This is a genomic window from Stenotrophomonas sp. MH181796, from assembly GCF_009659995.1.
In the GTDB taxonomy this organism is placed as follows: Bacteria; Pseudomonadota; Gammaproteobacteria; order Xanthomonadales; family Xanthomonadaceae; genus Stenotrophomonas; species Stenotrophomonas riyadhensis.
Window position 1 is genome coordinate 691,802 of the sequence record NZ_RAHU01000001.1, and the last position, 22,418, is coordinate 714,219.

Annotated in this window: 20 protein-coding genes; 11 read left to right on the forward strand and 9 right to left on the reverse strand. The window is 68.3% G+C overall.

Annotation, left to right across the window (positions count from 1 at the left end; translation table 11 throughout):
• Nucleotides 1-85: 85 nt before the first annotated feature.
• Nucleotides 86-3,445: a TIM-barrel domain-containing protein gene (locus tag D5301_RS03185; protein ID WP_324187250.1), complete on the reverse strand. Its 3,360-nt coding sequence runs from the start codon at nucleotides 3,443-3,445 to the stop codon at nucleotides 86-88.
• Between the two features lie 322 nt (nucleotides 3,446-3,767).
• Between D5301_RS03185 and D5301_RS03190 the strand changes: the two genes are divergently transcribed.
• From D5301_RS03190 to D5301_RS03215, 6 genes are all read left to right on the forward strand, one after another.
• Entirely contained in the window at nucleotides 3,768-4,922 is a 1,155-nt protein-coding gene (locus tag D5301_RS03190) for an SIS domain-containing protein (protein ID WP_110714035.1), read from the forward strand.
• Complete coding sequence (locus D5301_RS03195; RefSeq protein ID WP_153854750.1) at nucleotides 4,915-5,853, forward strand: ROK family protein; 939 nt, start codon at nucleotides 4,915-4,917, stop codon at nucleotides 5,851-5,853. Before D5301_RS03190 ends, D5301_RS03195 begins: the two co-directional genes overlap by 8 nt.
• 16 nt (nucleotides 5,854-5,869) lie before the next feature.
• The gene (locus D5301_RS03200; RefSeq protein ID WP_153854751.1) at nucleotides 5,870-7,204 is read left to right on the forward strand and encodes a D-tagatose-bisphosphate aldolase, class II, non-catalytic subunit; all 1,335 of its coding nucleotides are present in this window, start codon (nucleotides 5,870-5,872) and stop codon (nucleotides 7,202-7,204) included.
• Between the two features lie 33 nt (nucleotides 7,205-7,237).
• On the forward strand, nucleotides 7,238-8,014 hold the full coding sequence (locus D5301_RS03205) for a DeoR family transcriptional regulator (protein WP_014038836.1): 777 nt from the start codon (nucleotides 7,238-7,240) through the stop codon (nucleotides 8,012-8,014).
• Nucleotides 8,011-9,138 (forward strand): N-acetylglucosamine-6-phosphate deacetylase, encoded by a 1,128-nt coding sequence (gene nagA, locus D5301_RS03210; RefSeq protein WP_153854752.1) that lies wholly within the window; start codon nucleotides 8,011-8,013, stop codon nucleotides 9,136-9,138. Before D5301_RS03205 ends, nagA begins: the two co-directional genes overlap by 4 nt.
• Before the next feature lie 168 nt (nucleotides 9,139-9,306).
• Nucleotides 9,307-11,085 (forward strand): MFS transporter, encoded by a 1,779-nt coding sequence (locus tag D5301_RS03215; RefSeq protein ID WP_153854753.1) that lies wholly within the window; start codon nucleotides 9,307-9,309, stop codon nucleotides 11,083-11,085.
• A gap of 51 nt (nucleotides 11,086-11,136) precedes the next feature.
• Here D5301_RS03215 and D5301_RS03220 read toward each other — a convergent pair whose 3' ends face one another.
• From D5301_RS03220 to D5301_RS03245, 6 genes are all read right to left on the reverse strand, one after another.
• On the reverse strand, nucleotides 11,137-11,607 hold the full coding sequence (locus tag D5301_RS03220; RefSeq protein ID WP_164161935.1) for a hypothetical protein: 471 nt from the start codon (nucleotides 11,605-11,607) through the stop codon (nucleotides 11,137-11,139).
• Nucleotides 11,604-12,155 (reverse strand): HdeD family acid-resistance protein, encoded by a 552-nt coding sequence (locus D5301_RS03225; RefSeq protein WP_006399985.1) that lies wholly within the window; start codon nucleotides 12,153-12,155, stop codon nucleotides 11,604-11,606. Before D5301_RS03225 ends, D5301_RS03220 begins: the two co-directional genes overlap by 4 nt.
• A gap of 58 nt (nucleotides 12,156-12,213) precedes the next feature.
• The gene (locus D5301_RS03230) at nucleotides 12,214-12,909 is read right to left on the reverse strand and encodes a ComF family protein (RefSeq protein WP_153854755.1); all 696 of its coding nucleotides are present in this window, start codon (nucleotides 12,907-12,909) and stop codon (nucleotides 12,214-12,216) included.
• Nucleotides 12,910-12,993: 84 nt separating this feature from the next.
• The gene (locus D5301_RS03235; RefSeq protein WP_153854756.1) at nucleotides 12,994-14,334 is read right to left on the reverse strand and encodes a chloride channel protein; all 1,341 of its coding nucleotides are present in this window, start codon (nucleotides 14,332-14,334) and stop codon (nucleotides 12,994-12,996) included.
• A gap of 119 nt (nucleotides 14,335-14,453) precedes the next feature.
• Nucleotides 14,454-15,017, reverse strand: coding sequence for an HAD family hydrolase (locus D5301_RS03240; protein WP_228756300.1), 564 nt, complete (start codon nucleotides 15,015-15,017; stop codon nucleotides 14,454-14,456).
• 2 nt (nucleotides 15,018-15,019) lie between these two features.
• Nucleotides 15,020-15,592, reverse strand: a complete 573-nt coding sequence (locus D5301_RS03245; protein WP_110714043.1) for a hypothetical protein — start codon at nucleotides 15,590-15,592, stop codon at nucleotides 15,020-15,022.
• A 131-nt stretch (nucleotides 15,593-15,723) separates the two neighbouring features.
• Between D5301_RS03245 and bioB the strand changes: the two genes are divergently transcribed.
• From bioB to bioC, 5 genes are all read left to right on the forward strand, one after another.
• A complete protein-coding gene (bioB, locus tag D5301_RS03250; protein WP_032127076.1) occupies nucleotides 15,724-16,767 on the forward strand; it encodes a biotin synthase BioB in 1,044 nt (347 codons plus the stop codon).
• A gap of 67 nt (nucleotides 16,768-16,834) precedes the next feature.
• Entirely contained in the window at nucleotides 16,835-18,058 is a 1,224-nt protein-coding gene (bioF, locus tag D5301_RS03255) for an 8-amino-7-oxononanoate synthase (RefSeq protein ID WP_153854757.1), read from the forward strand.
• Nucleotides 18,059-18,075: 17 nt separating this feature from the next.
• A complete protein-coding gene (gene bioH / locus D5301_RS03260) occupies nucleotides 18,076-18,855 on the forward strand; it encodes a pimeloyl-ACP methyl ester esterase BioH (protein WP_110714045.1) in 780 nt (259 codons plus the stop codon).
• A 29-nt stretch (nucleotides 18,856-18,884) separates the two neighbouring features.
• Nucleotides 18,885-19,664, forward strand: a complete 780-nt coding sequence (locus D5301_RS03265) for an SDR family oxidoreductase (RefSeq protein WP_153854758.1) — start codon at nucleotides 18,885-18,887, stop codon at nucleotides 19,662-19,664.
• 12 nt (nucleotides 19,665-19,676) lie between these two features.
• The gene (gene bioC / locus D5301_RS03270) at nucleotides 19,677-20,561 is read left to right on the forward strand and encodes a malonyl-ACP O-methyltransferase BioC (RefSeq protein ID WP_153854759.1); all 885 of its coding nucleotides are present in this window, start codon (nucleotides 19,677-19,679) and stop codon (nucleotides 20,559-20,561) included.
• Between the two features lie 235 nt (nucleotides 20,562-20,796).
• Here bioC and D5301_RS03275 read toward each other — a convergent pair whose 3' ends face one another.
• Nucleotides 20,797-21,441, reverse strand: coding sequence for a YdcF family protein (locus D5301_RS03275; protein WP_180848222.1), 645 nt, complete (start codon nucleotides 21,439-21,441; stop codon nucleotides 20,797-20,799).
• Nucleotides 21,426-22,388, reverse strand: a complete 963-nt coding sequence (locus D5301_RS03280) for a pyridoxal-phosphate dependent enzyme (protein ID WP_153854760.1) — start codon at nucleotides 22,386-22,388, stop codon at nucleotides 21,426-21,428. Before D5301_RS03280 ends, D5301_RS03275 begins: the two co-directional genes overlap by 16 nt.
• Nucleotides 22,389-22,418: the final 30 nt, after the last annotated feature.

The window sequence follows — 22,418 nt, forward strand, 5'->3', positions numbered from 1 at the left end:
CGTTCGGCGGGCAAAACGCTCCCGGGCCACGACCATGAGGGCCGTAGTCGGAATGGGCGGGGGGAGGAGCGGTGTTACGAGGGAGTCATGGGGCGACGATGCTGGCGGAGTCGCCCTCCTGGCCGATCAGCACGGCGTTGGCCCAGTTGGCACAGACCTGGGCGGGTTGGCTGCCCTGCGCACCCAGCGTGCGCAGGCTCAGGGTGGAAAGGCCTCGGATGTCCAGCTCCGGCTTGACCACGCCGGGCGCCTTCACCAGGCCGCTGTCGTACAGCAGGCGGTTGTCACCCCAGACCTGGAACTGCAGGCCACCGGCGCTGCGGCAGGCGTCATCGATGCCGAGGTCGGCACGCAGCAGGTGCCAGCCGCCCTGCAGGCGCAGGTCGATGCGGCTGTTGGCGCCGACACCCAGGCCACGGCGGAACTGCAGGCCGTTCATGCGCATGCCGGCGTCGCCATGGAAGGACTGGTCGGTGCGCAGCTGGCTGGCCAGCGCGGCCGGCACCGGCAGCTCGGAGAGATAGCGCTGCCGGGCCGGTCGCTCCGGTTCCTGGTGTTCGAGAATGTGGAAGGTGGACAGTGCGATCGGGCCGACATCGCGCGGCTGCAATGCATCGAACGCGCGGGCGCTGCCCTGTGCGGCAGTGACCATCGGGTCGGCGCTGCTGGCGCCGTCGCCTTCGGGGTTCTGCACGCTCAGCACGCGGAAACGCAGCAGGCGGCCGGCGTGGGCCGGGAAGTCGATGCGCTGCACGCCTTCCTTCAGCTGCAGGCGACCGCGGACGATCGGCTCGCCCCACTCGCCATTGCTGTCACCCAGGTACACCTCGTAGTCGCGGACCTGGCCGTGCTTCCAGTTCTTGTCGTTGCGCGGCGCGATGTCGATGCCGTCGATCATCCTGCGCTCGCCGAAGCCGATCACCCACTCGTGCGCACCGGTGCGCACGGCCTGGTTGCGCACGCTGCGGAACCAGGTGCCCGGATCATCATCGAAGGCATTTTCCAGCGCATGGCCGGGTTCTTCGGCCGGGCGGTTGACCACCAGCAGGCTGTCGGCCGGCAGTTCGCGGCCCAGCACCGGCGCGGCCGGATAGGCATCGTCGGCCACGGCAGCAGCGACTGCGAAGTCCAGCTGCAGCTGCAGCGGCTGGCGGATGTTCTGTGTGGCGGTGCGCACATGCAGCGTGCCGCGGCGCTCCTGGGCATCGAAGTACCAACCTTCGTTGGCGCTGTTGAAGGCGGCGGCATCGGCCAGCGCCGGCAGCGCGCGACCACCGGCCTGCACCGCGCGCGGCGCCTGGCGGCTGAGCACGCGCAGGCCATAGCGACGCTGCGCCAGCTGGCCGTTGTATTGGCCCTGCACGGCATCAATCTGCACCTGCACCGGGCCACTGCCCTGCGCCGGCGCCTGCACGCGGATCTGCTGCGTGCTCGATTCGCCCTGCTGGTAGCGGCGGGTGTTGCCGTCGTCTTCGTACAGCGTGTACTGCGAATCGCCCTGCGGGTACAGGTCGAACGTCACTTCATCGAGAGGCTTCTCGCCGTCGAACAGCATCGACGGGTACATCGGCAGGATCGCGCCGGCACGCACGAACACCGGCAGCGTGGCCAGGTCCACCTGGCGGTCGAGCTGGCGCCCATCGGCGGCGGCCTGCACGCGGCGGCCATCCCAGTAGTCGATCCAGCCGCCGGCCGGCAGATGGATGTCGCGGCGCCAGCCACGGCTGGCCGCCTGGCTGCGGTACACCGGCGCCACCAGCAGGTCGCGGCCGAGCAGGAACTGGTACTTGTAGGTTTCATCCTGCGCATGCGGATCGCGCGGGTTGTCCCACATCAGGCCCCGCACCGGCGGTGCACCGGTCTGCGCAGCCTCGTGCACCAGCCCGTACATGTACGGGGTCAGGCGCATCTTCAACTTCAGGTAATCGCGGTTGATGCTGCGGTAGGGCTCGTCGTACCACCACGGGTGCTTGCGCGCGTTCGACGACCAGCCGCTCATGCCCATCAGCACCGGGGTGAACGCCTTCCACTGCAGGTCGCGGGTGAATGTCTCGGCGCTGCCGCCGAAGATCGCATCGACGTCGCCGCTGGCGTAGGCCATGCCGGACAGGCCCGAACCGACCAGGGTCGGTACGTGCCAGCGGATGTAATCCCAGCTGCTGCTCTGGTCGCCGGTCCATGCCACCGCATAGCGCTGGATGCCGGCCCAGCCCATCACCGTCCACAGGAACGGGCGCGAATCGGAATTGTCGAGGATGCCGTTGAAGGCCTGGCGGTTGGCGTCCATCGCGAACTGGTAGCCCTTGCCGGTCCAGGCCACGTCCAGCTTCTGCACGCGGCTGCCGGCCTTGCCCACTTCCCAGGCGATCTTGTCGACGCCGTTCTCGGTCCACAGGCCGGTGCGGAAGCCGTACTTGGCCAGGCCCTTCACCGTTTCCGGCAACTGCTTGTAGCCGCAGCCGTAACCGTCATTGGGCAGGATCCAGCCTCCGGGCATGTCGTTGGCGCGGTACTGCCTGGCCACGCTGTCGATCACATCCGGGGTGGTGCCGGTCGGGCCGTCGCTCCAGCCTTCGGGTACGGTGCCGGGCTTCTTGCTGTTGTCGCCGTCGTTGTAGCAATCGGCATCGCCGTAGGACAGCGCCCAGCGCGCGACCATGTTGGGGCGGCCGGTCAGCTGGGTGTAGCGCTCGATCAGTTTCGGCAGGTCGGCGCCGACGAAGTAGTACGCATCGAAGCGGTCTTCGCGGTGCAGCAGCGTGACCTGGTCGGCCTCGCGCAGATCGTAGCTGCCGTCGCTCCAGGTATTGCGCAGCATGCCCCAACCGCGGCTGCTCAGCAGCATCGGCGCCGGGCTTGGGCGGTCGCCTTCTTCCCAGCCGCCGGAGTAGGACACTTCCAGCTCGCGGCCCTTGAACTGGTAACGGCCGTTCTGCTGGCCGCCACCGAAGTAGCCTTCATCGGCCTGCGAGGACAGCACCTGGACGCTCTGCGTGGCATCCAGGTCCAGCGGCTGCAGTTCCTGCCACAGCGCGGTGGGCTGGCCGTTGTCCAGCCGTTCCAGGCGCATGCGCAGCGGCTGCCGCTGTACATGCAGCACCAGTGACTCGGTGCGCACGCGGATTTCCTGTGCGTCTTCTTCCAGCTGCGCCTGCACGTTCGCCTTGGGCTGCGGCAGCACGATCGGCGCGGCCTTGTCGCCTGCACCGGTGAGCGTGCCGTTGCGACCGGCCTGCACGCGGATGATGTCGGTGGCCGGCAGTTCGATGCGGATGCGCGCGCCCTTGTCGGTCTGCAGGTCCCAGCCCTGCACGCCATCGCGGCTGGCGCTGGCGCTGACCGAACGCAGGTTGCCGACGGGCTCGGCCCGGGCCGGCATGGACGCCAGCATCAATGCCGGCAACAGGGCCAGCATCAGCGGCGAGCGACGAACGCAGTTTTCCACGCGGACTCCCAACCCGTTCACCGGGCGTTTCGAAAGCGATTGGGCCGACTCTAGGGCAGCGATTCGAAAGATGTCAACAAATTGAAAGGAAAAAGGAAGATATATTCTATTGAAACGAAAGTTGTTGCGCCGCAATACTTTGTGTAAGCGCTTGCAGGCGCCTGTTAAGCATTGTGCGATACGGCATCCGGCCCGTTCTTTCGTTTTCCCGAGCACACCCAGGCGGGAAAAGTCACCATGCCATTTTCTTTCTTTTTACTTTCGCTATTTGACATTTCGAAAGAAAACACAGATGGTGCGCTGGCCCAACTGGAACCTCCGAATGGACGTCACCCTGCTTTCCGATGTGTCCGCCTGGCAGCGCCTTGGCGGAGCCGATACCGCTACCGAAATCGCCCAGCAGCCTGCGCTGTGGGACGCCCTCGCACAGGACCTGTCGCGTGCCCGCGACCGCCTGCAGGCCTTCCTCGGCGACAGCCTCAACGATCCCAACCAGCGCGTGCTGTTCACCGGCGCCGGCAGCTCCGGCTTCATCGCCGAAATGGTGGCCGATGCAATCAACGCGCAATGGCCGGCCGATGTGCGCGTGGTGCACACCACCAGCCTGCTGACCCACCCGGCGCTGTACCTGCAGCGCGACCGTCCGACCCTGCTGGTCTCGTTCGGCCGCAGCGGCTCCAGCCCGGAAAGCGTGGCGGCGGTGGACCGCGTGCGCAGCGACGTGGATGACGCGCGCTTCCTCGACATCACCTGCAATGCCGATGGCGAACTGGCCCGTCGTGGCGCCGGCCGTGCCGACACCTGCACCCTGCTGATGCCGTCGGCCAGCTGCGACCGTGCCTTCGCCATGACCAGCAGCCTGACCTGCATGCTGCTGGCCGCACTGACCGTGTTCGATCGTTCGCCGTGGGATGCGCGTGTGGCGCGCCTGAAGCAGATCGCCACGCTGGCCCGCGAAGGCCAGGCGCAATGGGATGCACCGGTGGCGGCGCTGGCACAGCGCCCGTTCAACCGCATCATCTACCTCGGCAGCGGCCCGCTGGAAGCGCTGGCACGCGAGTGCGCGCTGAAGGTGCTGGAACTGACCGCCGGCCGCGTGCTGGCGCTGGCCAACACCCCGCTGGGCTTCCGCCATGGCCCGAAATCGACGCTGGACGGCAACACCCTGGTGGTGGTGCTGCGCAGCGTGCAGCCACTGGCGCGCCGCTACGAACAGGACCTGCTGGAAGAACTGCGCCGCGATGGCGTGGCCGGCCAGGTGCTGGCGATCGGCCCGCATTCGGACATCGGTGCGGACGACGAGTACACCCTCACCGTACCGGCACTGGATGATCCGTGGCTGGCACCGGTGTGGCTGGGCTTCGCGCAGCTGTTCGCGCTGCAGCGCTCGGCTGCGCTGGGCCTGACTCCGGACAATCCGTTCCCGGATGGCACCGTCAACCGCGTGGTCAAGGGCGTCACCATCCACCATGGCTGAGCTGATCGCCCACGCCTGCTACGGCATCGACATCGGCGGCACCAAGATCGAGCTGGTGGCGTGCGATGCGGCGATGCAGGTCACCTGGCGTCGCCGGGTGGCCACGCCGCAGGGCGACTACGACGGTTTCCTGCAGGCGGTGGTGACCCTGGTCGCCGAGGCCGATGCCGCGCTGGGCCGCAGTGATGCGGCGATCGGCATCGCCCTGCCCGGCGTGCGCGACCGCCGCAGCGGCCGCCAGCTGAGCGCGAACGTGCCTGCGTTGACCGGCCACAGCGTGGCGGCCGACCTGCAGGCGCGCCTGCAGCGGCCGCTGCATTTCGGCAACGACCTGCAGTGTTTTGCCCTGTCGGAAGCACACGGCGGTGCCGCCGACGGCTATCCGAGCATGTTCGGCGCCATCCTCGGCACCGGCGCGGGCGGTGGTTTCTGCCTGCACGGCCGCCTGCTGTCCGGTTTCAACGGGCTGGCCGGCGAATGGGGCCACTGGAGCGTGCCCGGTCATCTGCTGCAGCGCCACGGCCTGCCGCTGATCGACTGCGCCTGCGGCCTGCAGGGCTGCGTGGAGCGTTATGTCTCCGGTAGTGGCGTGGCGATGATCGAGCGTCACCTCGGTGGCAGCGCCGCCGACGCCAGCGCGGTGATCGCCCTGGCCGACGCCGGTGATGCGCGCGCGCGCAAGGCGCTGGACATCCATCGCGACCTGCTCGGCCACAGCCTGGCGGCGTTGGTGCTGGCGCTGGACCCGCACGTGATCGTGCTCGGCGGCGGCCTTTCGCAGTACGCGCCGCTGTACGCGCACCTGCCCGCCGCCATCGCCGCCCATCTGTTCAAGGGTGTGCAGGTGCCACCGATCGTGCCACCACGCTTCGGCGATGCCGGTGGCGCACGTGGTGCTGCCCTGCTCGCCTGCCAACCCTCGTTTTCCTGATGTCCGGAGCCTGACCATGTCCCCGTTGCAGACCCTGCTTGCCTCCCACCGCGCCGGTGCCAACGTCGGCCTGTACAGCGTCTGCTGCAGCAACGAGCAGGTGCTGCGCGCGGCCATGCACGTGGCGCTGGCACACGGCACCGTGCTGCTGATCGAGGCCACCTCCAACCAGGTCGACCAGTTCGGCGGCTACACCGGCATGACCCCGCCGCAGTACCGCGATTACGTGGGCACGCTGGCCGATGAGGAAGGCTTCCCGCGCGAACGGCTGATCCTGGGCGGTGACCACCTCGGCCCGAATGCCTGGCAGAAGCGCCCGGCTGCCGAAGCGATGACCCACGCGCGCGTGCTGATCGAGGCCTACGTCGCTGCCGGCTTCCACAAGATCCACCTGGACTGCAGCATGTCCTGTGCCGATGACCCGGTGCCGCTGCCCGATGCCATCGTCGCCGCGCGTTCGGCCGAGCTGGCCGAGATCGCCGAACGCACCGCCGCCGAACACAGCCTGCCGCCGCCGGTCTACGTAATCGGTACCGAAGTGCCGATTCCCGGTGGCGAAGCCTCGCTTGCCGAGGGCCTGCAGGTGACCACGCCCGCCGCCGCCGCGCAGACCCTGGCCATCCACCAGCAGGCGTTCGATACCCCGCAGCTTCGCGACGCGTGGCAGCGCGTGATCGCGATGGTGGTGCAGCCGGGCGTGGACTTCGACCACAGCAGCGTGCACGAGTACGACGCGACCGCCGCCAGCACGCTGGCCGGCTTCCTCGAACAGCAGCCGCGCATCGTGTTCGAAGCGCATTCCACTGACTACCAGCGCGAAAGCGGCCTGCATGCACTGGTGCGCGACCACTTTGCCATCCTGAAGGTCGGCCCGGCCGCCACCTTCGCCTATCGCGAGGCGCTGTTCGCGCTGGCCGCGATCGAGGCCGAACTGCTGCCGGCCGCGCAGTGCTCGCGCCTGCCGCAGGTGCTGGACGAGGTGATGGTGGCGCAGCCGAAGTACTGGCAGTCCTACTACCAGGGCGATGAGGCGGCACTGCGCCTGCTGCGCAGTTACTCCTTCAGCGACCGCTGCCGCTACTACTGGGGCGAGCCGGCGCTGGTGCAGGCGGTGCAGACCCTGTTCGCCAACCTGGAACAGCACGCGCCGCCGCAGGTACTGCTCAGCCAGTACCTGCCGGAGCAGTACCGTGCGGTGCGCGAAGGCCGCCTGGCCAACACCCCCACCGCACTGGTGCAGCACCGTATCGGCCTGTGCCTGGGCGAATACGCCCGCGCCTGCAGCGCCAACCAGGCCGGCCCCCGCACGCAGAACGCGGGCTCGGCTGCCGGCGTTGCTGCGAACGGCTAATCTCTACCTTTTCCCGCGAAACCGAGAATGGCCATGCGCAACACCCGCTCCCGCCGGCAACAGATCCTGCAGCTGCTGATCGAGCACGGCTCGGTGCAGGTGGCCGATCTGGTCGAGCGCTTCGGCGTGTCGGCGGTGACCATCCGTGCCGACCTGACCCACTTCGAGTCGCAGGGCCTGGCCAACCGTACCCACGGCGGCGCCACGCTCGTTCGTACGCCGCCGCAGGAACAGGACATCCACGAGAAAGACGCGCTGAACCTGCCGCTGAAGGAATCGATCGGTGCGCGCGCTGCGCGCCTGGTGCAGCCCGGCGACAACATCATCATCGACTCCGGCTCGACCACGATGACCCTGGCCCGCCACCTGCGCGCGCATCGCGACGTGACGGTGATGACCAACGGCCTGAACATCGCCTGGGAACTGGCCAATGCCGCAGGCATCACCGTACTGCTGACCGGTGGGCTGCTGCGCCAGCAGTCGCTGTCGCTGCAGGGCAGCCAGGCTGAAGCCAGCCTCAACTCGTACAGCTTCGACACCCTGTTCCTGGGCGTGGACGGCCTGGACCTGCAGTTCGGCCTGACTACCCACGATGAAGCCGAAGCCCGCCTCAACCATCGCATGGTCGAGCGTGCGCGCCGCATCGTGGTGCTGACCGACGCCTCCAAGTTCGGCCGCGTCAGCCTGCATCGCATCGCCCTGCTGGATCAGATCCACGCCATCATCACCGACGCCGGCATTGACGACGCAACCCGTGAGGGGCTGCAGCGGCTGGGCATCGAAGTGATCATCGCCGAGCCCACCGCATGACCGACACCCGCACCCTGCATGGCCGCATCCTCACCCCGCTGGGTTGGCGGCGTGGCCACGTCCACTTCGATTCGCACGTGCGCCAGCTGCAGGTGGATGACCACAGCGGCGCTGACGACCTGCAGCTGCCGGTGATCCTGCCCGGCTTCATCGACCTGCATGTGCATGGCGCGGCCGGCGTGGACCTGATGCAGGGCGGCGACGTGGCGCGAACCATCGCCCGCACCCATCTTCGCTTCGGCACCACCACGCTGCTGGCGACCACCATGACCGCCGGGCTCGACGAGATCGAGCACGCGCTGCAGGGCGTGGCCGCCACCATGGCGGCACCCGATGCCGACGCCGCCAGCATCGTCGGTGTGCATCTGGAAGGACCGTTCATCAGCCCGCAGCGTCTGGGTGCGCAGCCCAACCGCACGATCGAGGCGACGCTGGCACTGGTGCAGCAGCTGCATGCGCTGGCACCGATCCGGGTGATGACGCTGGCCCCGGAAATCGGTGAGCACACCGCGCTGATTCCCGCGCTCTCGGCGATGGGCATCCGCGTACAGCTCGGCCACAGCGCCGGTACCTATGAGGAAGGCGTGGCGGCACTGCAGGCCGGCGCCTCCGGCTTCACCCACCTGTTCAACGGCATGACCGGCGTCGATCACTATCGCCCGGGCATTGCAGCGGCGGCGTTGGCACATGCGCAGTACGCCGAGATCATTCCCGACCTGCAGCACATCCACCCCGGCGTGATCCGGCTGGCCGCGCGCGCGATCCCGCGCCTGTACGCGGTGACCGACGCCACTGCCGCCACCGGCATGCCCGACGGCGAGTACGCGCTGGGCGAGCAGCGCGTGCACAAGTGCGGCGGCTGCGTGCGCCTGGCGACCGGTTCGCTGGCCGGCAGCGCGCTGACCATGGACCAGGCACTGCGCAATCTGGTGCGTGTGGGCCTGGACTTGGCCGACGCCTCGCAGCGTGTTTCCACGTTCCCGGCCGATTACCTGGGCCTGGACGATCGCGGCCGCATCGCGCCCGACGCCCGTGCCGACCTGGTGGTGCTGGACGCCGAACTGCGCCTGCAGCAGGTGGTGGTTGGTGGGCGCGTAGTTGATTTGAACGCCGCAAACGCCTGATATCTGCGTTTTTGTAGAGTCGAGCCATGCTCGACTCACCGCGCAACGCGCGGTGCAGGGAACCTCGATATCGGAACGAAGAGCAGTCGAGCATGGCTCGACTCTACAGAAAGCAATCTGCGACGAACCGTCGCCGGGCATAGCCCGGCGCTACCACAGGAACTGCCGATGACTGCAAGCACCGCTCCGCGCTGGCCCGTACGCTACCTGCTCTTCATCGGCGGCCTCGGTGGCCTGCTGTACGGCATCGACATCGGCATCATCGCCGGCGCCCTGCCCTATCTTGAAGCGACTGCCAGCCACGCCTGGCAGCTCAGCAGCCAGCAGCTCGGCTTCGTCGTCGCGGCAGTGCTGCTGGGCAGCGTGCTGTCCTCGCTGTTCGCCGGCATGGTCGCCGACCTGATCGGCCGCCGCGGTGCGATGCTGCTGGCCGGCCTGCTGTTCACTGCCTCGATCCCGATCATGGCACTGGCATCCGGCTACACGCCCCTGCTGCTCGGCCGGCTGCTGCAGGGCATCAGTGGCGGCCTGATCGGCGTAGTGATTCCGCTGTACCTGGCCGAAGTGCTCAGCCCAGAGCGACGCGGGCGCGGCGCGGCCATGTTCCAGCTGCTGCTGACCGTTGGCCTGGTGCTGGCTGCCCTGATCGGCCTGTACCACGCCCACGCCGTGGATGCCGCCGCCGAAGCCGTGCGCTCACTGCCGGTCGCGCAGCAGGCGCAGGAGCTGTTTGCGGTGAAGGACCACGCCTGGCGCACCATCTTCTGGACCTGCCTGGCGCCGGGCCTGCTGTTCTGCGCCGGCATCTTCTGGCTGTCCGAATCGCCGCGCTGGCTGGTGCGCCGCGGTCGCATCGATGATGCGCGCCGCAGCCTGCAGCGCGTACTGCCGGCTTCGGAGGTGGAGCCCACGCTTGCACAGATCCAGGCACCGGAATCGAGCGGCAGCAGCGGCAAGCGCGACCCGCTGCTCAGTCGCCGCTACGTGGTGCCGTTCCTGCTCGCCTGCGTGGTGCTGGCCTGCACCCAGGCCACCGGCATCAACTCGGTGCTGGCCTACGCGGTGAACATCCTCAACCAGGCCGGCCTGTCCGGCTCGGTGGCCAACGGCGCCGACGTGGCGATCAAGCTGCTCAATGCGGTGATGACCGTGGTCGCGCTGCTGCTGGTCGACCGCAAGGGCCGCAAGTTCCTGCTGATGCTCGGCAGTGGCGGCATCTGCGTGGCCCTGCTGGCCGCCGCCACCCTCTTCTTCCAGGCCGAACGCGGCCGCACCGACGTGCAGCCGCAGCTGCAGGCGGCGGTCAGCGGCGATGGGCTGCAACTGGTACTGGATGATGCGCAGTGGCAGCGCCTTGGCGCTGGCATCGACAGCGAAGGCCGGCCGCTGCAGCTGACCGTGTCGTATGCCTATGGCGACTTCACCAATGTGCGCGCCCTGCGCAGCGACAACCTGACCGACCGCGAGCTGCGCATCGAGCGTGCGGGCACCGTGCAGCCGGACAGCGTGATCGGCGCGTTCTTCCGCAAACTGCACCTGAACCCGTTCGCCGATCCGGCCAAGGCCGCGCAAGCACCGCTGCGCATCGAGCAGGCCCGCATCGGCCCGGTGCCGCCACCGGCACACGGCTGGGCAGTGGCCGCCTGCATCCTGGTGTTCGTCGCATTCTTCGCGGTCGGCCCCGGCGTCTGCGTATGGCTGGCACTGTCGGAGCTGATGCCGAACCGCATCCGCTCCAACGGCATGAGCATCGCGCTGCTGATCAACCAGTTCGTGTCCACCACCATCGCCGCCATCTTCCTGCCCACGGTGGGCCACTACGGCTACGCCAGCATGTTCGTGTTCTGGGCGGCGTGCACCTTCGTGTTCTTCCTGGTGGCCGCGTTCTGGCTGCCGGAGACCAAGGGCAAATCCCTGGAAGAGATCGAGGCCCGCTTCGCCCGGTAGCGGTCGACCTTGGTCGACCTCCGCGCGCAGCGCGGGTTCATGGCGCGCCCGTCATTCGCCAGTGATGTGCTTCGCCAGCTCCCGCGCCTCGGCAACGCTGGACAACCCGCTCAGCATCATCGATTCGCCGAACGGCCCCTGCACCGTCGCCACCATCAGCACGCGACCATCCACGCTGATCGCCGCACGCTGGCCCACCAGTGCCGCGGTGCCATCGTGGATGCGCTGATGCGCCTCCGGCCGATAGCGGATCTGCAGGCCCGGCTGCTTGCCTTCATCCAGCACATAGCGCACATCGGCAATATCCGCGCTGCCGGCAATCGGTGGCTCGCGCAGCGCCAGGGTCTCGCCCTGCCACTGCGCCGGCGTGCCCTTGCCGGCTGCATCGACCGCGCTCAGGCGCACATCCACGCCGGGGCGCGGCGCATGATCCTTGCCTGCCAACGCACCGGGCGTGGCGCCCTGCATGCATCCGGCCAAGCTCAATACCATGCCCAGCAATAGGGGAAGCGCAGCCCTCACTTCAGCTTCCGCAGCTTGAACGCCACCAGCACCTGCAACAGCCCGTACAGCAGGCTGCCGATGCCGATCCACAACGTGGTCACCGCCACGCCCGCATACGGATTGGCCGCAAACAGCAGGCCCAGCACCACCGCCAGCACGCCACTGAGGATCAGCAGCCACTCGCCCTGGATCTGCTTGCGCACGCGGATCGCGAACACGATGCGATAGATGCCGGCCACCAGCAGCCACGCTGCCAGGAACAGCACCAGGACGCTGGCGGTGGCCAGCGGATTGATCACCGCCAGGATGCCGAAACCCAACGAGGCGATGGCATACAGCGCCAGCCAGCCACGCGAGGCACCGCTGCCGCCGCTGACCAGTGCGAACAGGCTGATGACACCTTCAACGATGGCCATCACACCCAGCGTCCATGCCAATGCCATGGCTGCAGACAGCGGCCAGCCGATGGCGACGATGCCAAAGCCAAGCGCAACCAGCCCATACAGCAGCAGGATCCACCAACTGCGCCCAACCGCCGACAACAGGGGAGACAAGGGGGAATTCATGGCCACTCCTTCGATCCGGAACCGGGCTCATCCTAGCCCCTGGTGATGAAGAGGACGATCACGGCGCCCGCGCGCAGACCCATACCCGCACCTCGTCCGCTCCCACCCACCGCAGCGTCTCCGCAACCTCCATCACCGTGCTGCCGGTGGTCATCACATCGTCCACCACGGTCAGTCGCGGCGGCACCGGACCACGTACATCGAACGCATCGAACAGGTTCTCCCTGCGCTGTTCGGCCGTACGCTCGGACTGCGGCGCGGTATGCCGCCGCCGATACAGCCCCTGCCAGACCGGTATCGACAGCAGGCGGCACAGTTCTGCGGCCTGGTTGTAGCCGCGCTGGCGCAGGCGACGGGTGTGCAGCGGCACCGGCACCAGTAGAGGGCACCACCAGGGCGGCGGTGCGCGCTGCATCAACTGCGCGAGCAGGCGACCCGCTGCGAGATCCTGATGGAACTTGTAGCGCACCAGCAGCTGGTCGACCGGCGGCAGGTACAACAAGCTGGCATGGGTAGCGGCCTGCGGTGGCGCTTCCTCACGGCAGCTGCCGCAGACGATCAGCGCGTTGTCCGGCAACGGCAGTGCGCAGCGCAGGCAGGCGCGGCCCGACCACGGAAGTTCCGCATAGCACGCGGCGCACAGATCCAGCCCATCGTGGCCGGGGTCGTTGCAGACCAGGCAACGCAGTGGCAGCAGGACGCGAAGCAGCGCGTGAGGGACAGTGCTTGCCGCGTGCAGGAAGTTGATGCGCATGCGCCAGCCTTCCATCGCTGCGTCAGCTTCACCATCAGCGGACCGCGTGCTGCAGTGTCAGCGCTATCTGTTACCGCGCGCCCTTCAGGGCGTGCGTTCGCGATCCCCGGCATCCGACGGCGGCACGGCGGGCATCATCAACACCTCCGCCAGACCACGATAGATCGGCACCCGGCACACGAGCCCGGACACGCCACGCGCGATCAGCACCGTGGCCAGGATCGGCAGCAGCAGATCACCACTGTCGGTCAGCTCCAGCGAGATCACCGCCGAAGTCAGCGGTGCCTGGGTGACGCCGGTCAGATAGGCGCACATGCCCAACAGCACGAACGCGCGCGGGTCCACGCCCGGCATCAGGACCGCCAGGTTGTGGCCCAGTCCGGCACCGACCGCCAGCGCCGGCGAGAACAGGCCACCGGGAATGCCCGCCACATAGGACGCCAGGTTCGCGAGCAGCTTCATCAACCCGAACTCGTGGCCGACCATCGCCTGTCCCTGCACCAGGCTGCGCGCCTGCTCGTAGCCGGTGCCGAACGCGCCTTCACCGAAGACCAGGGCGAGCAGTACCACCACCAGGCCGCAGCCTGCGGCCAACAGAACCGGATGCCGCTGGCGCAGTTGCCCGAGCCAGCGCGGGCGGCCCGCCGCACTGGCCAGCACCGCACGCGCGAACAGGCCTCCCAGCAAGCCCGCCACCACGCCGCACAGCAGGATTGCCAGCCAGCCCTGGCCCAGCGGCAGGCGTGCGCTCACATGACCGAAGTAGGTGTAGTTGCCCAGCAGGCCCAGCGACACCACGCCACCGACGATCACCGCGGTCAGCAGGGTGCCGGAGAAGCGATGCTCGAAACGGCCGCTGAGCTCCTCGATGGCAAAGACGATACCGGCCAACGGCGTGTTGAACGCCGCCGCGATACCCGCTGCACCACCGGCCAGCAGGAAGTGCGAGAGTTCGCGCGGGTCCTTGAAGCCGAACCAGCGGCCGAACAGGTACATCAGGCTGGCACCCACATGCACCGTCGGGCCCTCGCGCCCGACCGACGCGCCGCCCAGCAGCGACAACGAGGTCAGCAGCAGCTTGCCGGCCGAGACTGCGGGCGAAAGATTGGTCCTGCGGAACGACTCATCGGGCTTGTCCAGTGCGGCAATGACCTGCGGAATGCCGCTGCCACGCGTGGGTTTCAGCACGCCCGCGGTCAACCAGGCCAACAGCGCGAAGATGCCCGGTGTGAGCAGCAGCGCCCACCACGGCGAGTGCGACGTGATGCGCTGGAACAGATGGAAGGCCGCGTCACTGGCCTTGGCGAACAGGATGGCCACCAGCGCCACGGCCACGGCGCCGCCCCAGAGCGCGGCACGGCGACGCCAGGCCTCGCTGAGAACCAGCGCGGTGATGCGGCCGCGGAGGCGGTGAAGATCGGTCATGCGGGGCAGTCTGGACGCTGCGGGGGAAGGCGGACAGCGGCTACTGTGGCTGAAGGCCTTGCAGGATGCGGTGAAATGCCCGGCCATGGATCCTCCCGACAGCCTGCCGCGTGCGTGCACTACTGGGCGGGCAATCGCTCCCGCCACCGGCGCTTTTCCACGCTGCGCACGTTGGGCTGCTGCCGCAGCCATTCCAGATAGAGCGGCAGATGTGCCAACTCATCATCGCTCGCATCACCGGTGAACTCGCGCACCTCGACCAGGTTTCCGTAGTTTCTGGCGTACTTGCCGGGCGTGTCGTCGATACCGATCATCTGCTCCAACCGGAAGCCGTGTCGCTTCAGCTTGCCCAACCGTTTCTGCGACGCATAGCCGCCAGTGTCCCAGTCACGCGCCGTGCTGCATCGCTGCGCGGACCACAGGAATGCGAGCGGGCGGCCCGGCATCAGGCGGGCCACCAGCGGCTCCGCATACAACTGCCCGGAAGACGTCCACACCCCCACCGTGAAATGGGCGAAGGCATAGTCGAGGAACGCCTGCAGGTGAGGCCGCAGGTAGACGTGGTAGCCGACAAGGCGGAAGTCCGCCGGCCGCTCCAGTTCGCGCTCGCTTGCGTGCACCAACGTCTCGTCCAGGTCGAGTACCAGCAGTTTTCCACCTGGCGGCATTGCATCCGGTTTCATACTCATTCCTCTTCCAAAGCCTCCGGCACCGCTACCTTCCGGATCAGCTTCAACGCATGCCCTTCCAGCACATAGAAGTAGGCGTAGTGACCGGTCCTGTCGTAGTTGCTGTCGTACTCGGTGCCTTCGGCCACCACCAGCGCGCTGTGCGGATCGATCCGGACGATGTTCGGGCCGAGCTCCCCACCCAGGCTCTGCGGCAGCGGCTTGCCGGTGCGCAGGCTGATGAAGGTCTGCGAGAAGCACCCCGTGCCGCAGCCCCAGCCGGCCACGGTGTACTCGCCGGCGAACTCGACCTTGCCGTCCTTCAATGCGGCGGACATCCGCGTCTTGAACATGCGCGCCTCATGCGTACTCATGTCCAGCGCAGCGGCAGGTCCGCCGTAGACCTTCGCCACAGGGTAATCAGTGAGCTGCGGGCCGCCCTGCTCGCCACGGAAGATCGCCTCACGGACGCGGGAGTTTTCGTCAATCTCCGCAGCAGTCGGCTCGGCCGCGCAGGCAGCCGCTGCTGCCAGTCCCAGGGCAAGGGCCACTACAGCAACCGCAGCGCGCGTGATCGATGCAGCGTTCATGGCCGTCCTTTGCGTGGGGGCTCCATTCTAGGCACGAACCCCGTAAACCAATCTAAATCAACAATGGTTGACAGTCCGGACACACCCACCCACACTGCCGCCCTCGCTCCACTCGTACCCAAGGTCCCGCCATGGCTGCTGCCATCCGCCACGACTGGCAACACGACGAACTGCAGGCACTGTTCGATCTGCCGTTCCCCGAGCTGCTGTTCCGCGCCGCAGCGGTCCACCGCGAGCACTTCGACCCCTCGCAGGTGCAGGTCTCCACGTTGCTGTCGGTGAAGACCGGCGGCTGCCCGGAAGACTGCGCGTACTGCCCGCAGGCGCAGCGCTACAACACCGGGGTGAACGCGCAGAAACTGATGGAGACCGACGCAGTGCTGGCCAAGGCACGCCAGGCCAAGGCCGCCGGTGCCTCGCGCTTCTGCATGGGTGCCGCGTGGCGTTCGCCGAAGGACCGCGACATTCCGAAGGTGGCGGCAATGATCGCCGGGGTGAAGGCGCTGGGCCTGGAGACCTGTGCCACGCTGGGCATGCTCAGTGGCGAACAGGCACGTGCGCTCAAGGACGCCGGCCTGGACTACTACAACCACAACCTCGACACCGCGCCGGACTACTACGATTCGATCATCCACACGCGCCAGTACCAGGACCGCCTGGATACGCTGGAGCACGTGCGCGATGCCGGCCTGAAGACCTGTTGCGGTGGCATCGTCGGCATGGGCGAGACGCGCGCGCAGCGCGTCGGCCTGCTGCTGGCGCTGGCCACGCTGCCGGCACATCCCGATTCGGTGCCGATCAACAAGCTGGTGCAGGTGGCGGGCACGCCGCTGCATGGCAGTGCCGAGCTGGACCCGTTCGAGTTCGTGCGCATGATCGCGGTAGCGCGCATCGCCATGCCGCGCTCGATGGTGCGGCTGTCGGCCGGGCGCGAAGCGATGAGCGACGAACTGCAGGCGCTGTGTTTCCTGGCCGGTGCCAATTCGATCTTCTACGGCGACAAGCTGCTGACCACCGGCAACCCGGAGAGCGAGCGCGACCTGGCCTTGTTCGCACGCCTGGGCCTGCAACCGATGGCGGTGCAGGTGGATGCCGAGGGCCACGACCACGGCGGCACCGTGCACGCCGATATCAGTGCCGATACGCCCGGCTGTGGCTGCGCTCACGCGGCCTGAGACGGGCCGCAAGCAGGCGCCGCGGCAACGCGCTACCCTAGCCGCCCCGTCGACGCATTCAGCCACCATGGCCCGCCCCGACCTGACCGCCCGCCTCCACGCCCAGCGCGCCCTGCGCGATGCCCAAGGCCGTCGCCGCCCGCGACGCACGGTCAGCCGTCGTGATGGCGTGCGCCTGGAAGTGGACGGCCAGTGGCTGACCGGCTTCTGCAGCAATGATTACCTGGGCCTGGCCCAGCAGTTCAGCGTGGTCAACGCGCTGCAGGACGCCGCCGCACGCGAAGGCGCTGGCGCCGGTGCCTCGCACCTGGTCTGTGGTCACCACGCCATGCACGAAGCGCTTGAACGCGAAGTGGCCGAGTGGCTGGGCTATCCGCGTGCGCTGCTGTTCGGCAGTGGCTTCGCCGCCAACCTGGCGGTGCAGCAGGCATTGCTGAGCGAAGAGAACGATGTCTGCGTACAGGACAAGCTCAACCACGCCAGCCTGCTGGATGCGACGCGGTTGGCCGGTGCACGCCTGCGCCGCTATCCGCATCTGGATGCGGAAGGCGCGATGCGTCAGCTCAAGCACGCGCCCGATGGCGCGGCGATGCTGGCCACCGATGGTGTCTTCAGCATGGATGGCGACATCGCACCGCTGCGTGCATTGTCGCTTGTGGCACGCCTGCAGCAGGCACTGTTCTACGTCGATGACGCGCACGGCGTGGGCGTGGTCGCTGATGGCCGTGGTGCCGTGGCCGCCGCCGGGCTGGGCGTGGACGACGTGCCGCTGCAACTGGTCACGCTGGGCAAGGCATTGGGCGGTTCCGGCGCACTGGTGCTGGGCCGCGACGACCTGATCGAGCACCTGGCCGAAACGGCGCGCCCGTACATCTACACAACCGCCGTGCCACCGGCGATGGCCGCTGCGGCGCTTGAAGCAGTGCGCCTGGCGCGCCGCGACCACTGGCGCCGCACCAAACTGACCGACCTGATCGCGCTGTTCCGCAGTGAAGCGCGTCGCCACGGCCTGGACCTGATGGCTTCGGAAACGCCGATCCAGCCGCTGCTATGTGGTGATGACCATACCGCCGTGGCGATGTCCACGGCGCTGGAACAGGCCGGCTGGCTGGTCGGCGCGATTCGCCCACCGACGGTGCCGGAAGGCAAGGCACGCTTGCGCGTCACCCTGTCCGCACTGCATACGCCGGAACAGGTGCGTGGCCTGGTGGAGGCCATCGCCAACGCGCGCGATCGCGTGACCCTGACCGTGCGTGAAGCCGCGCCACCGCCGCTGCCCGCCTTTGCCTGAGTTCCGTGTAGTTCCCCATGCATATTGAAGTGACCGGCCGTGGGCCGGACCTGGTACTGATCCACGGCTGGGCCCTGCAGGGCGGCGTGTTCGCGCCGCTGGTGCAGCGCCTGGCGGACCAGTTCACCCTGCATCGGGTAGACCTTCCCGGCCATGGCCACAGCCGCGACGACAGCACGCCGCTGCGCCTGCCGTTCGTGGTCAATGCCATTGCCGCGGCCACGCCGCCGGCGGTGTGGTGCGGCTGGTCGCTGGGCGGCCTGTTCGCGCTGCATGCGGCGGCCACCCTGCCGAAGGTGCGCGGGCTGGCGATGATCGCGGCCACGCCGCGCTTCGTGCGTGGTGAAGACTGGCCGCATGCGGTGGAACCGGCAGTGTTCGAACAGTTCGGGCGCGAGCTGGCCAGCGACTTCGGTGGCACGCTGGAGCGCTTCCTGGCGCTGGACGTGATGGGCTCGGCGCACGCCCGCGAAGAGCTGCGCACCCTGCGCCAGCGCCTGGTCGAGCGCGGTGCGCCCACCGAACGCGCGCTGCTGGAAGGCCTGCGCCTGCTGGAAAGCACCGACCTGCGCGGCGCCCTGCCGATGCTGGGCAAGCCCAGCCTGTGGATCGCCGGCCAACGCGACCGGCTGGTCTCACCGACGGCGATGCAGGCCGCCGCGGCAATGGCCCCGGACGCGCAGATGCTGACCATCGCCCACGGCGGCCATGCGCCCTTCCTCGGCCATGCCGACGAGGTCGCCGCCGCCCTGCAACACTTCGTTGCCGGCCTGTCACCGGCCGATGGCGGACAATGAGCGCCTTCCGAATTCCGCAGGATTGACGCATGGATCTGGGTATCAATGGCCGCTGGGCACTGGTCTGCGGCGCAAGCAAGGGGCTGGGCCTGGGCTGCGCGCGTGCGCTGGTGCGTGAAGGCGTCAACGTGGTGATCGTGGCCCGCGGCGAAGCCGCCCTGCAGGCCGCCGCTGAAGAGCTGCGCGCGCTGGCCGGTGCCGCCGAGGTGCGCGCGGTCGCCGCCGACGTCACCACCGAAGCCGGCCGCGTTGCCGCGCTGGCCGCGTGCCCGCAGGTGGACATCCTGGTCAACAACGCCGGTGGCCCGCCGCCCGGTGATTTCCGCAATTTCGAGCGCGATGACTGGATTGCCGCGCTGGACGCCAACATGCTGGCGCCGATCGCGCTGATCCGCGCCACCGTCGACGCGATGATCGCGCGCGGCTTCGGCCGTATCGTCAACATCACCTCGTCGGCGGTGAAAGCCCCGATCGATATCCTGGCGCTGTCCAACGGCGCGCGCAGTGGCCTGACCGGTTTCGTCGCCGGCCTGTCGCGCCGCACCGTGGCCCACAACGTCACCATCAACAACCTGCTGCCCGGCCAGTTCGACACCGACCGCCTGCGCGCCAACTTCGCCCACAGTGCGGGCAAGGACGGCAACGCCGGCGAAGTGGCCGAACGCCGCCGCCAGCAGATCCCCGCCGGCCGCTTCGGCACACCCGACGAATTCGGCGCCGCCTGCGCCTTCCTGTGCAGTGCACAGGCCGGTTACCTCACCGGGCAGAACCTGCTGATCGACGGCGGCGCCTACCCCGGTACGTTCTAAGAGACTTTCGCAATGCCGTCCCACTTCGATGCCCGCCATGTCCGCCGCGCGTTCGCCCGTGCCGCCAACAGCTACGACGCCGCCGCCGCCCTGCAGCGCGAAGTGCAGTCGCGGCTGATCGAATCGCTGGACTACCTGGAGGCGCGCAAGCCCGAGGTGGTGCTGGACATCGGTGCCGGCACCGGCCATGCCAGCGCGTTGATGAAGAAGCGCTGGCCGAAGGCGCAGGTGATCGCGCTGGATGTGGCGCTGCCGATGCTGGACCAGGCCAAGCGCCAGGCCGGCTGGTGGAAGCCGTTCCAGCGCCTGTGCGGCGACGCCGCCGCGCTGCCGCTGGCCGACAACAGCGTGGACGTGATCTTCAGCAACCTGTGCCTGCAGTGGGTGGACGACCTGCCGGCGGTGTTTGCCGGGTTCCGCCGTGTGCTCAAGCCCGGTGGCCTGCTGCTGTGCTCGACCTTCGGCCCGGAAACGCTGGTTGAACTCAATGAAGCGTTCGCGGCCGCCGATGACCGCCCGCACGTGAGCCGCTTCGCGCAGATCGCCCAGTTCGGCGATGCGCTGATGATGGCCGGCTTCCGCGACCCGGTGCTGGACCGCGATCTGTTCACCCTGACCTACGACGACCTGCCCTCGCTGATGCGCGAGCTGCGCGCGATGGGCGCGACCAATGCACGGGTGGACCGCCGCCATACGCTGACCGGGCGCGGCCGTTTCGCCGCTGCGGCGGCGGCGTATGAACCGATGCGCCGTGCCGACGGCAAGCTGCCCAGCAGCTGGGAAGTGATCTATGCCCACGCCTGGGCACCGGACCCGGGCGCACCGATCCGCGAAGGCGGGCATGACGTGGCCGCGGTGCCGGTGTCGGCGATTCCGATCCGGCGCAAGCAGACCTGATCGTCCGGTAGTGCCGGCCGCTGGCCGGCAACCTCACGATTCCATGGTGGGCATCTGCCGGCCAGCGGCCGGCACTACCGCATTCCACACCACACGCGAATCGCTCTGGTAGGTGCCAACCTTGGTTGGCACAACCCATCAGATCGCGGTGCCGCCAGCAGTGTGCCGACCAAGGTCGGCACCTACCAAAGGCAGGTATGGGCCGGCATTGTGCCAACCAAGGCAGGCTTCCGCCTCAGGTATTGGCCGGCGAACTCAGCGGCGGGCGCACCAGGTCGCGGTGGAAGAAATAGATCTCCTGCACCAGGAAGCGCCAACTCGTATGGAAGCTGCGGAAGCGCGTGCTGGGCGTGGACGAAGCCAGCGCATCGATGCCCAGCGCCCTGCTCAGGCGCAGCGCGCGCGCCATGTGCAGCGGGTCGCTGACGATGATCACCCGGTGCAGGTTGCGCTGGTCCATCAGCCGCTTGGCTTCGACCAGGTTCTGCACGGTGTTGCGCGAAGCGGTTTCGATCAGGATCGCATCGTCCGGCACGCCATGCTTGAGCGCATAACGCCGCGCCACCTGCGATTCGGAGAAGCGCGCGCCGGTGCCGCCATAGCCACCGGTGAAGATCAGCAGTGGCGCGTACTGGGCCTCGTAAAGGTCCAGGCCATGGCGGATGCGCTCTTCGAACACCGGTGACGGTTTGGCGTCATAGGCCGCCGCCCCGAGCACGATGATGGCGTCGGCCTTGGCGGCCTGGTCACGTTCACCGACCCAGACGATCCACGCAGTCACGCCCAGCAGCCAGATCACCAGCACCACGAAAAGCCGCCACAGCCAGCCCAGCAGGCCGGTGCGATGCCGGTTGCGCTCGCGGCTCAAGGCGCCCCCCAGCGAAGCGCTGGCAGGTCGACATTGCCACCGGACAGGACCAGGCCCACGCGCAGGCCGGCAAAACGCTGCGGCTGCGCCAGCACCGCAGCCAGCACGGTGGCCGAGGACGGCTCGACCACCTGCTTGAGGACCTCCCACAGCAGGCGCATCGCGGCCATCGTCGCCGCGTCATCGACCACGATCACCTCGGCACCGGCCGCACGCAGCAGTTCGTAATTGGGCGCGCCGATCAGGGTACGCAGTCCATCGCAGATCGTGTCCGGAGTGAACGCCCCCTGGCGCTCGCCTGCGGCCAGCGAGCGTGCGGTGTCATCGGCGCCGGCCGGTTCGGCCAGCACCAGCCGGGTCTGCGGGCTGGCGTGCTGCAGGGCCAGTGCGGTACCGCTGGCCAGGCCACCGCCGCCCACCGGCACCACCATCACGTCAAACGGGCCGTCGCTGTGCAGCAGTTCCAGGGCCGCGGTGCCCTGCCCGGCCATTACCACCGGGTCCGCATAGGGATGGACCAGGGTTGCGCCGGTATCGGCCTGCACCTTGGCGCAGGTGGCCTCACGGTCGGCAATGGTCGGCGGGCAGCGCCAGAGCGTCGCACCATGGCGGGCAATGTTGGCCAGCTTCGCCGCGACCGCGCCTTCGGGCACCACCACGTGGCAGGGAATGCCACGGGTCCGTGCGGCCAGGGCCAGGGCGGCACCGTGGTTGCCGGACGAATGGGTCACCACACCGGCACGGGCGCGATCGGCGTCCAGTGACCACACCGCATTGCAGGCGCCGCGGAACTTGAATGCACCACCACGCTGCAGGTGCTCGGCCTTGAAGGCCAGCTGTGCCCCGGCCATCGCATCCAGCGTGTGCGAGCGCAGCACCGGGGTCACGCTGGCATGCGGGGCGATCCTCGCGGCAGCAAGCAGGACGTCATCGGCGCGGGGCAACAGTGAATCGCTCATGACGCAAGATTAACGTAAGGCTCCCCGCTG

What these genes read in the sequence shown, in the direction of transcription:
- D5301_RS03190 (WP_110714035.1), top strand. Translation starts at nt 3,768, where the DNA reads ATGGACGTCACCCTGCTTTCCGATGTGTCCGCCTGGCAGCGCCTTGGC.
- D5301_RS03195 (WP_153854750.1), top strand. Translation starts at nt 4,915, where the DNA reads ATGGCTGAGCTGATCGCCCACGCCTGCTACGGCATCGACATCGGCGGC.
- D5301_RS03200 (WP_153854751.1), top strand. Translation starts at nt 5,870, where the DNA reads ATGTCCCCGTTGCAGACCCTGCTTGCCTCCCACCGCGCCGGTGCCAAC.
- D5301_RS03205 (WP_014038836.1), top strand. Translation starts at nt 7,238, where the DNA reads ATGCGCAACACCCGCTCCCGCCGGCAACAGATCCTGCAGCTGCTGATC.
- nagA (WP_153854752.1), top strand. Translation starts at nt 8,011, where the DNA reads ATGACCGACACCCGCACCCTGCATGGCCGCATCCTCACCCCGCTGGGT.
- D5301_RS03215 (WP_153854753.1), top strand. Translation starts at nt 9,307, where the DNA reads ATGACTGCAAGCACCGCTCCGCGCTGGCCCGTACGCTACCTGCTCTTC.
- D5301_RS03225 (WP_006399985.1), bottom strand. Translation starts at nt 12,155, where the DNA reads ATGAATTCCCCCTTGTCTCCCCTGTTGTCGGCGGTTGGGCGCAGTTGG.
- D5301_RS03230 (WP_153854755.1), bottom strand. Translation starts at nt 12,909, where the DNA reads ATGCGCATCAACTTCCTGCACGCGGCAAGCACTGTCCCTCACGCGCTG.
- D5301_RS03235 (WP_153854756.1), bottom strand. Translation starts at nt 14,334, where the DNA reads ATGACCGATCTTCACCGCCTCCGCGGCCGCATCACCGCGCTGGTTCTC.
- D5301_RS03240 (WP_228756300.1), bottom strand. Translation starts at nt 15,017, where the DNA reads ATGAAACCGGATGCAATGCCGCCAGGTGGAAAACTGCTGGTACTCGAC.
- D5301_RS03245 (WP_110714043.1), bottom strand. Translation starts at nt 15,592, where the DNA reads ATGAACGCTGCATCGATCACGCGCGCTGCGGTTGCTGTAGTGGCCCTT.
- bioB (WP_032127076.1), top strand. Translation starts at nt 15,724, where the DNA reads ATGGCTGCTGCCATCCGCCACGACTGGCAACACGACGAACTGCAGGCA.
- bioF (WP_153854757.1), top strand. Translation starts at nt 16,835, where the DNA reads ATGGCCCGCCCCGACCTGACCGCCCGCCTCCACGCCCAGCGCGCCCTG.
- bioH (WP_110714045.1), top strand. Translation starts at nt 18,076, where the DNA reads ATGCATATTGAAGTGACCGGCCGTGGGCCGGACCTGGTACTGATCCAC.
- D5301_RS03265 (WP_153854758.1), top strand. Translation starts at nt 18,885, where the DNA reads ATGGATCTGGGTATCAATGGCCGCTGGGCACTGGTCTGCGGCGCAAGC.
- bioC (WP_153854759.1), top strand. Translation starts at nt 19,677, where the DNA reads ATGCCGTCCCACTTCGATGCCCGCCATGTCCGCCGCGCGTTCGCCCGT.
- D5301_RS03280 (WP_153854760.1), bottom strand. Translation starts at nt 22,388, where the DNA reads ATGAGCGATTCACTGTTGCCCCGCGCCGATGACGTCCTGCTTGCTGCC.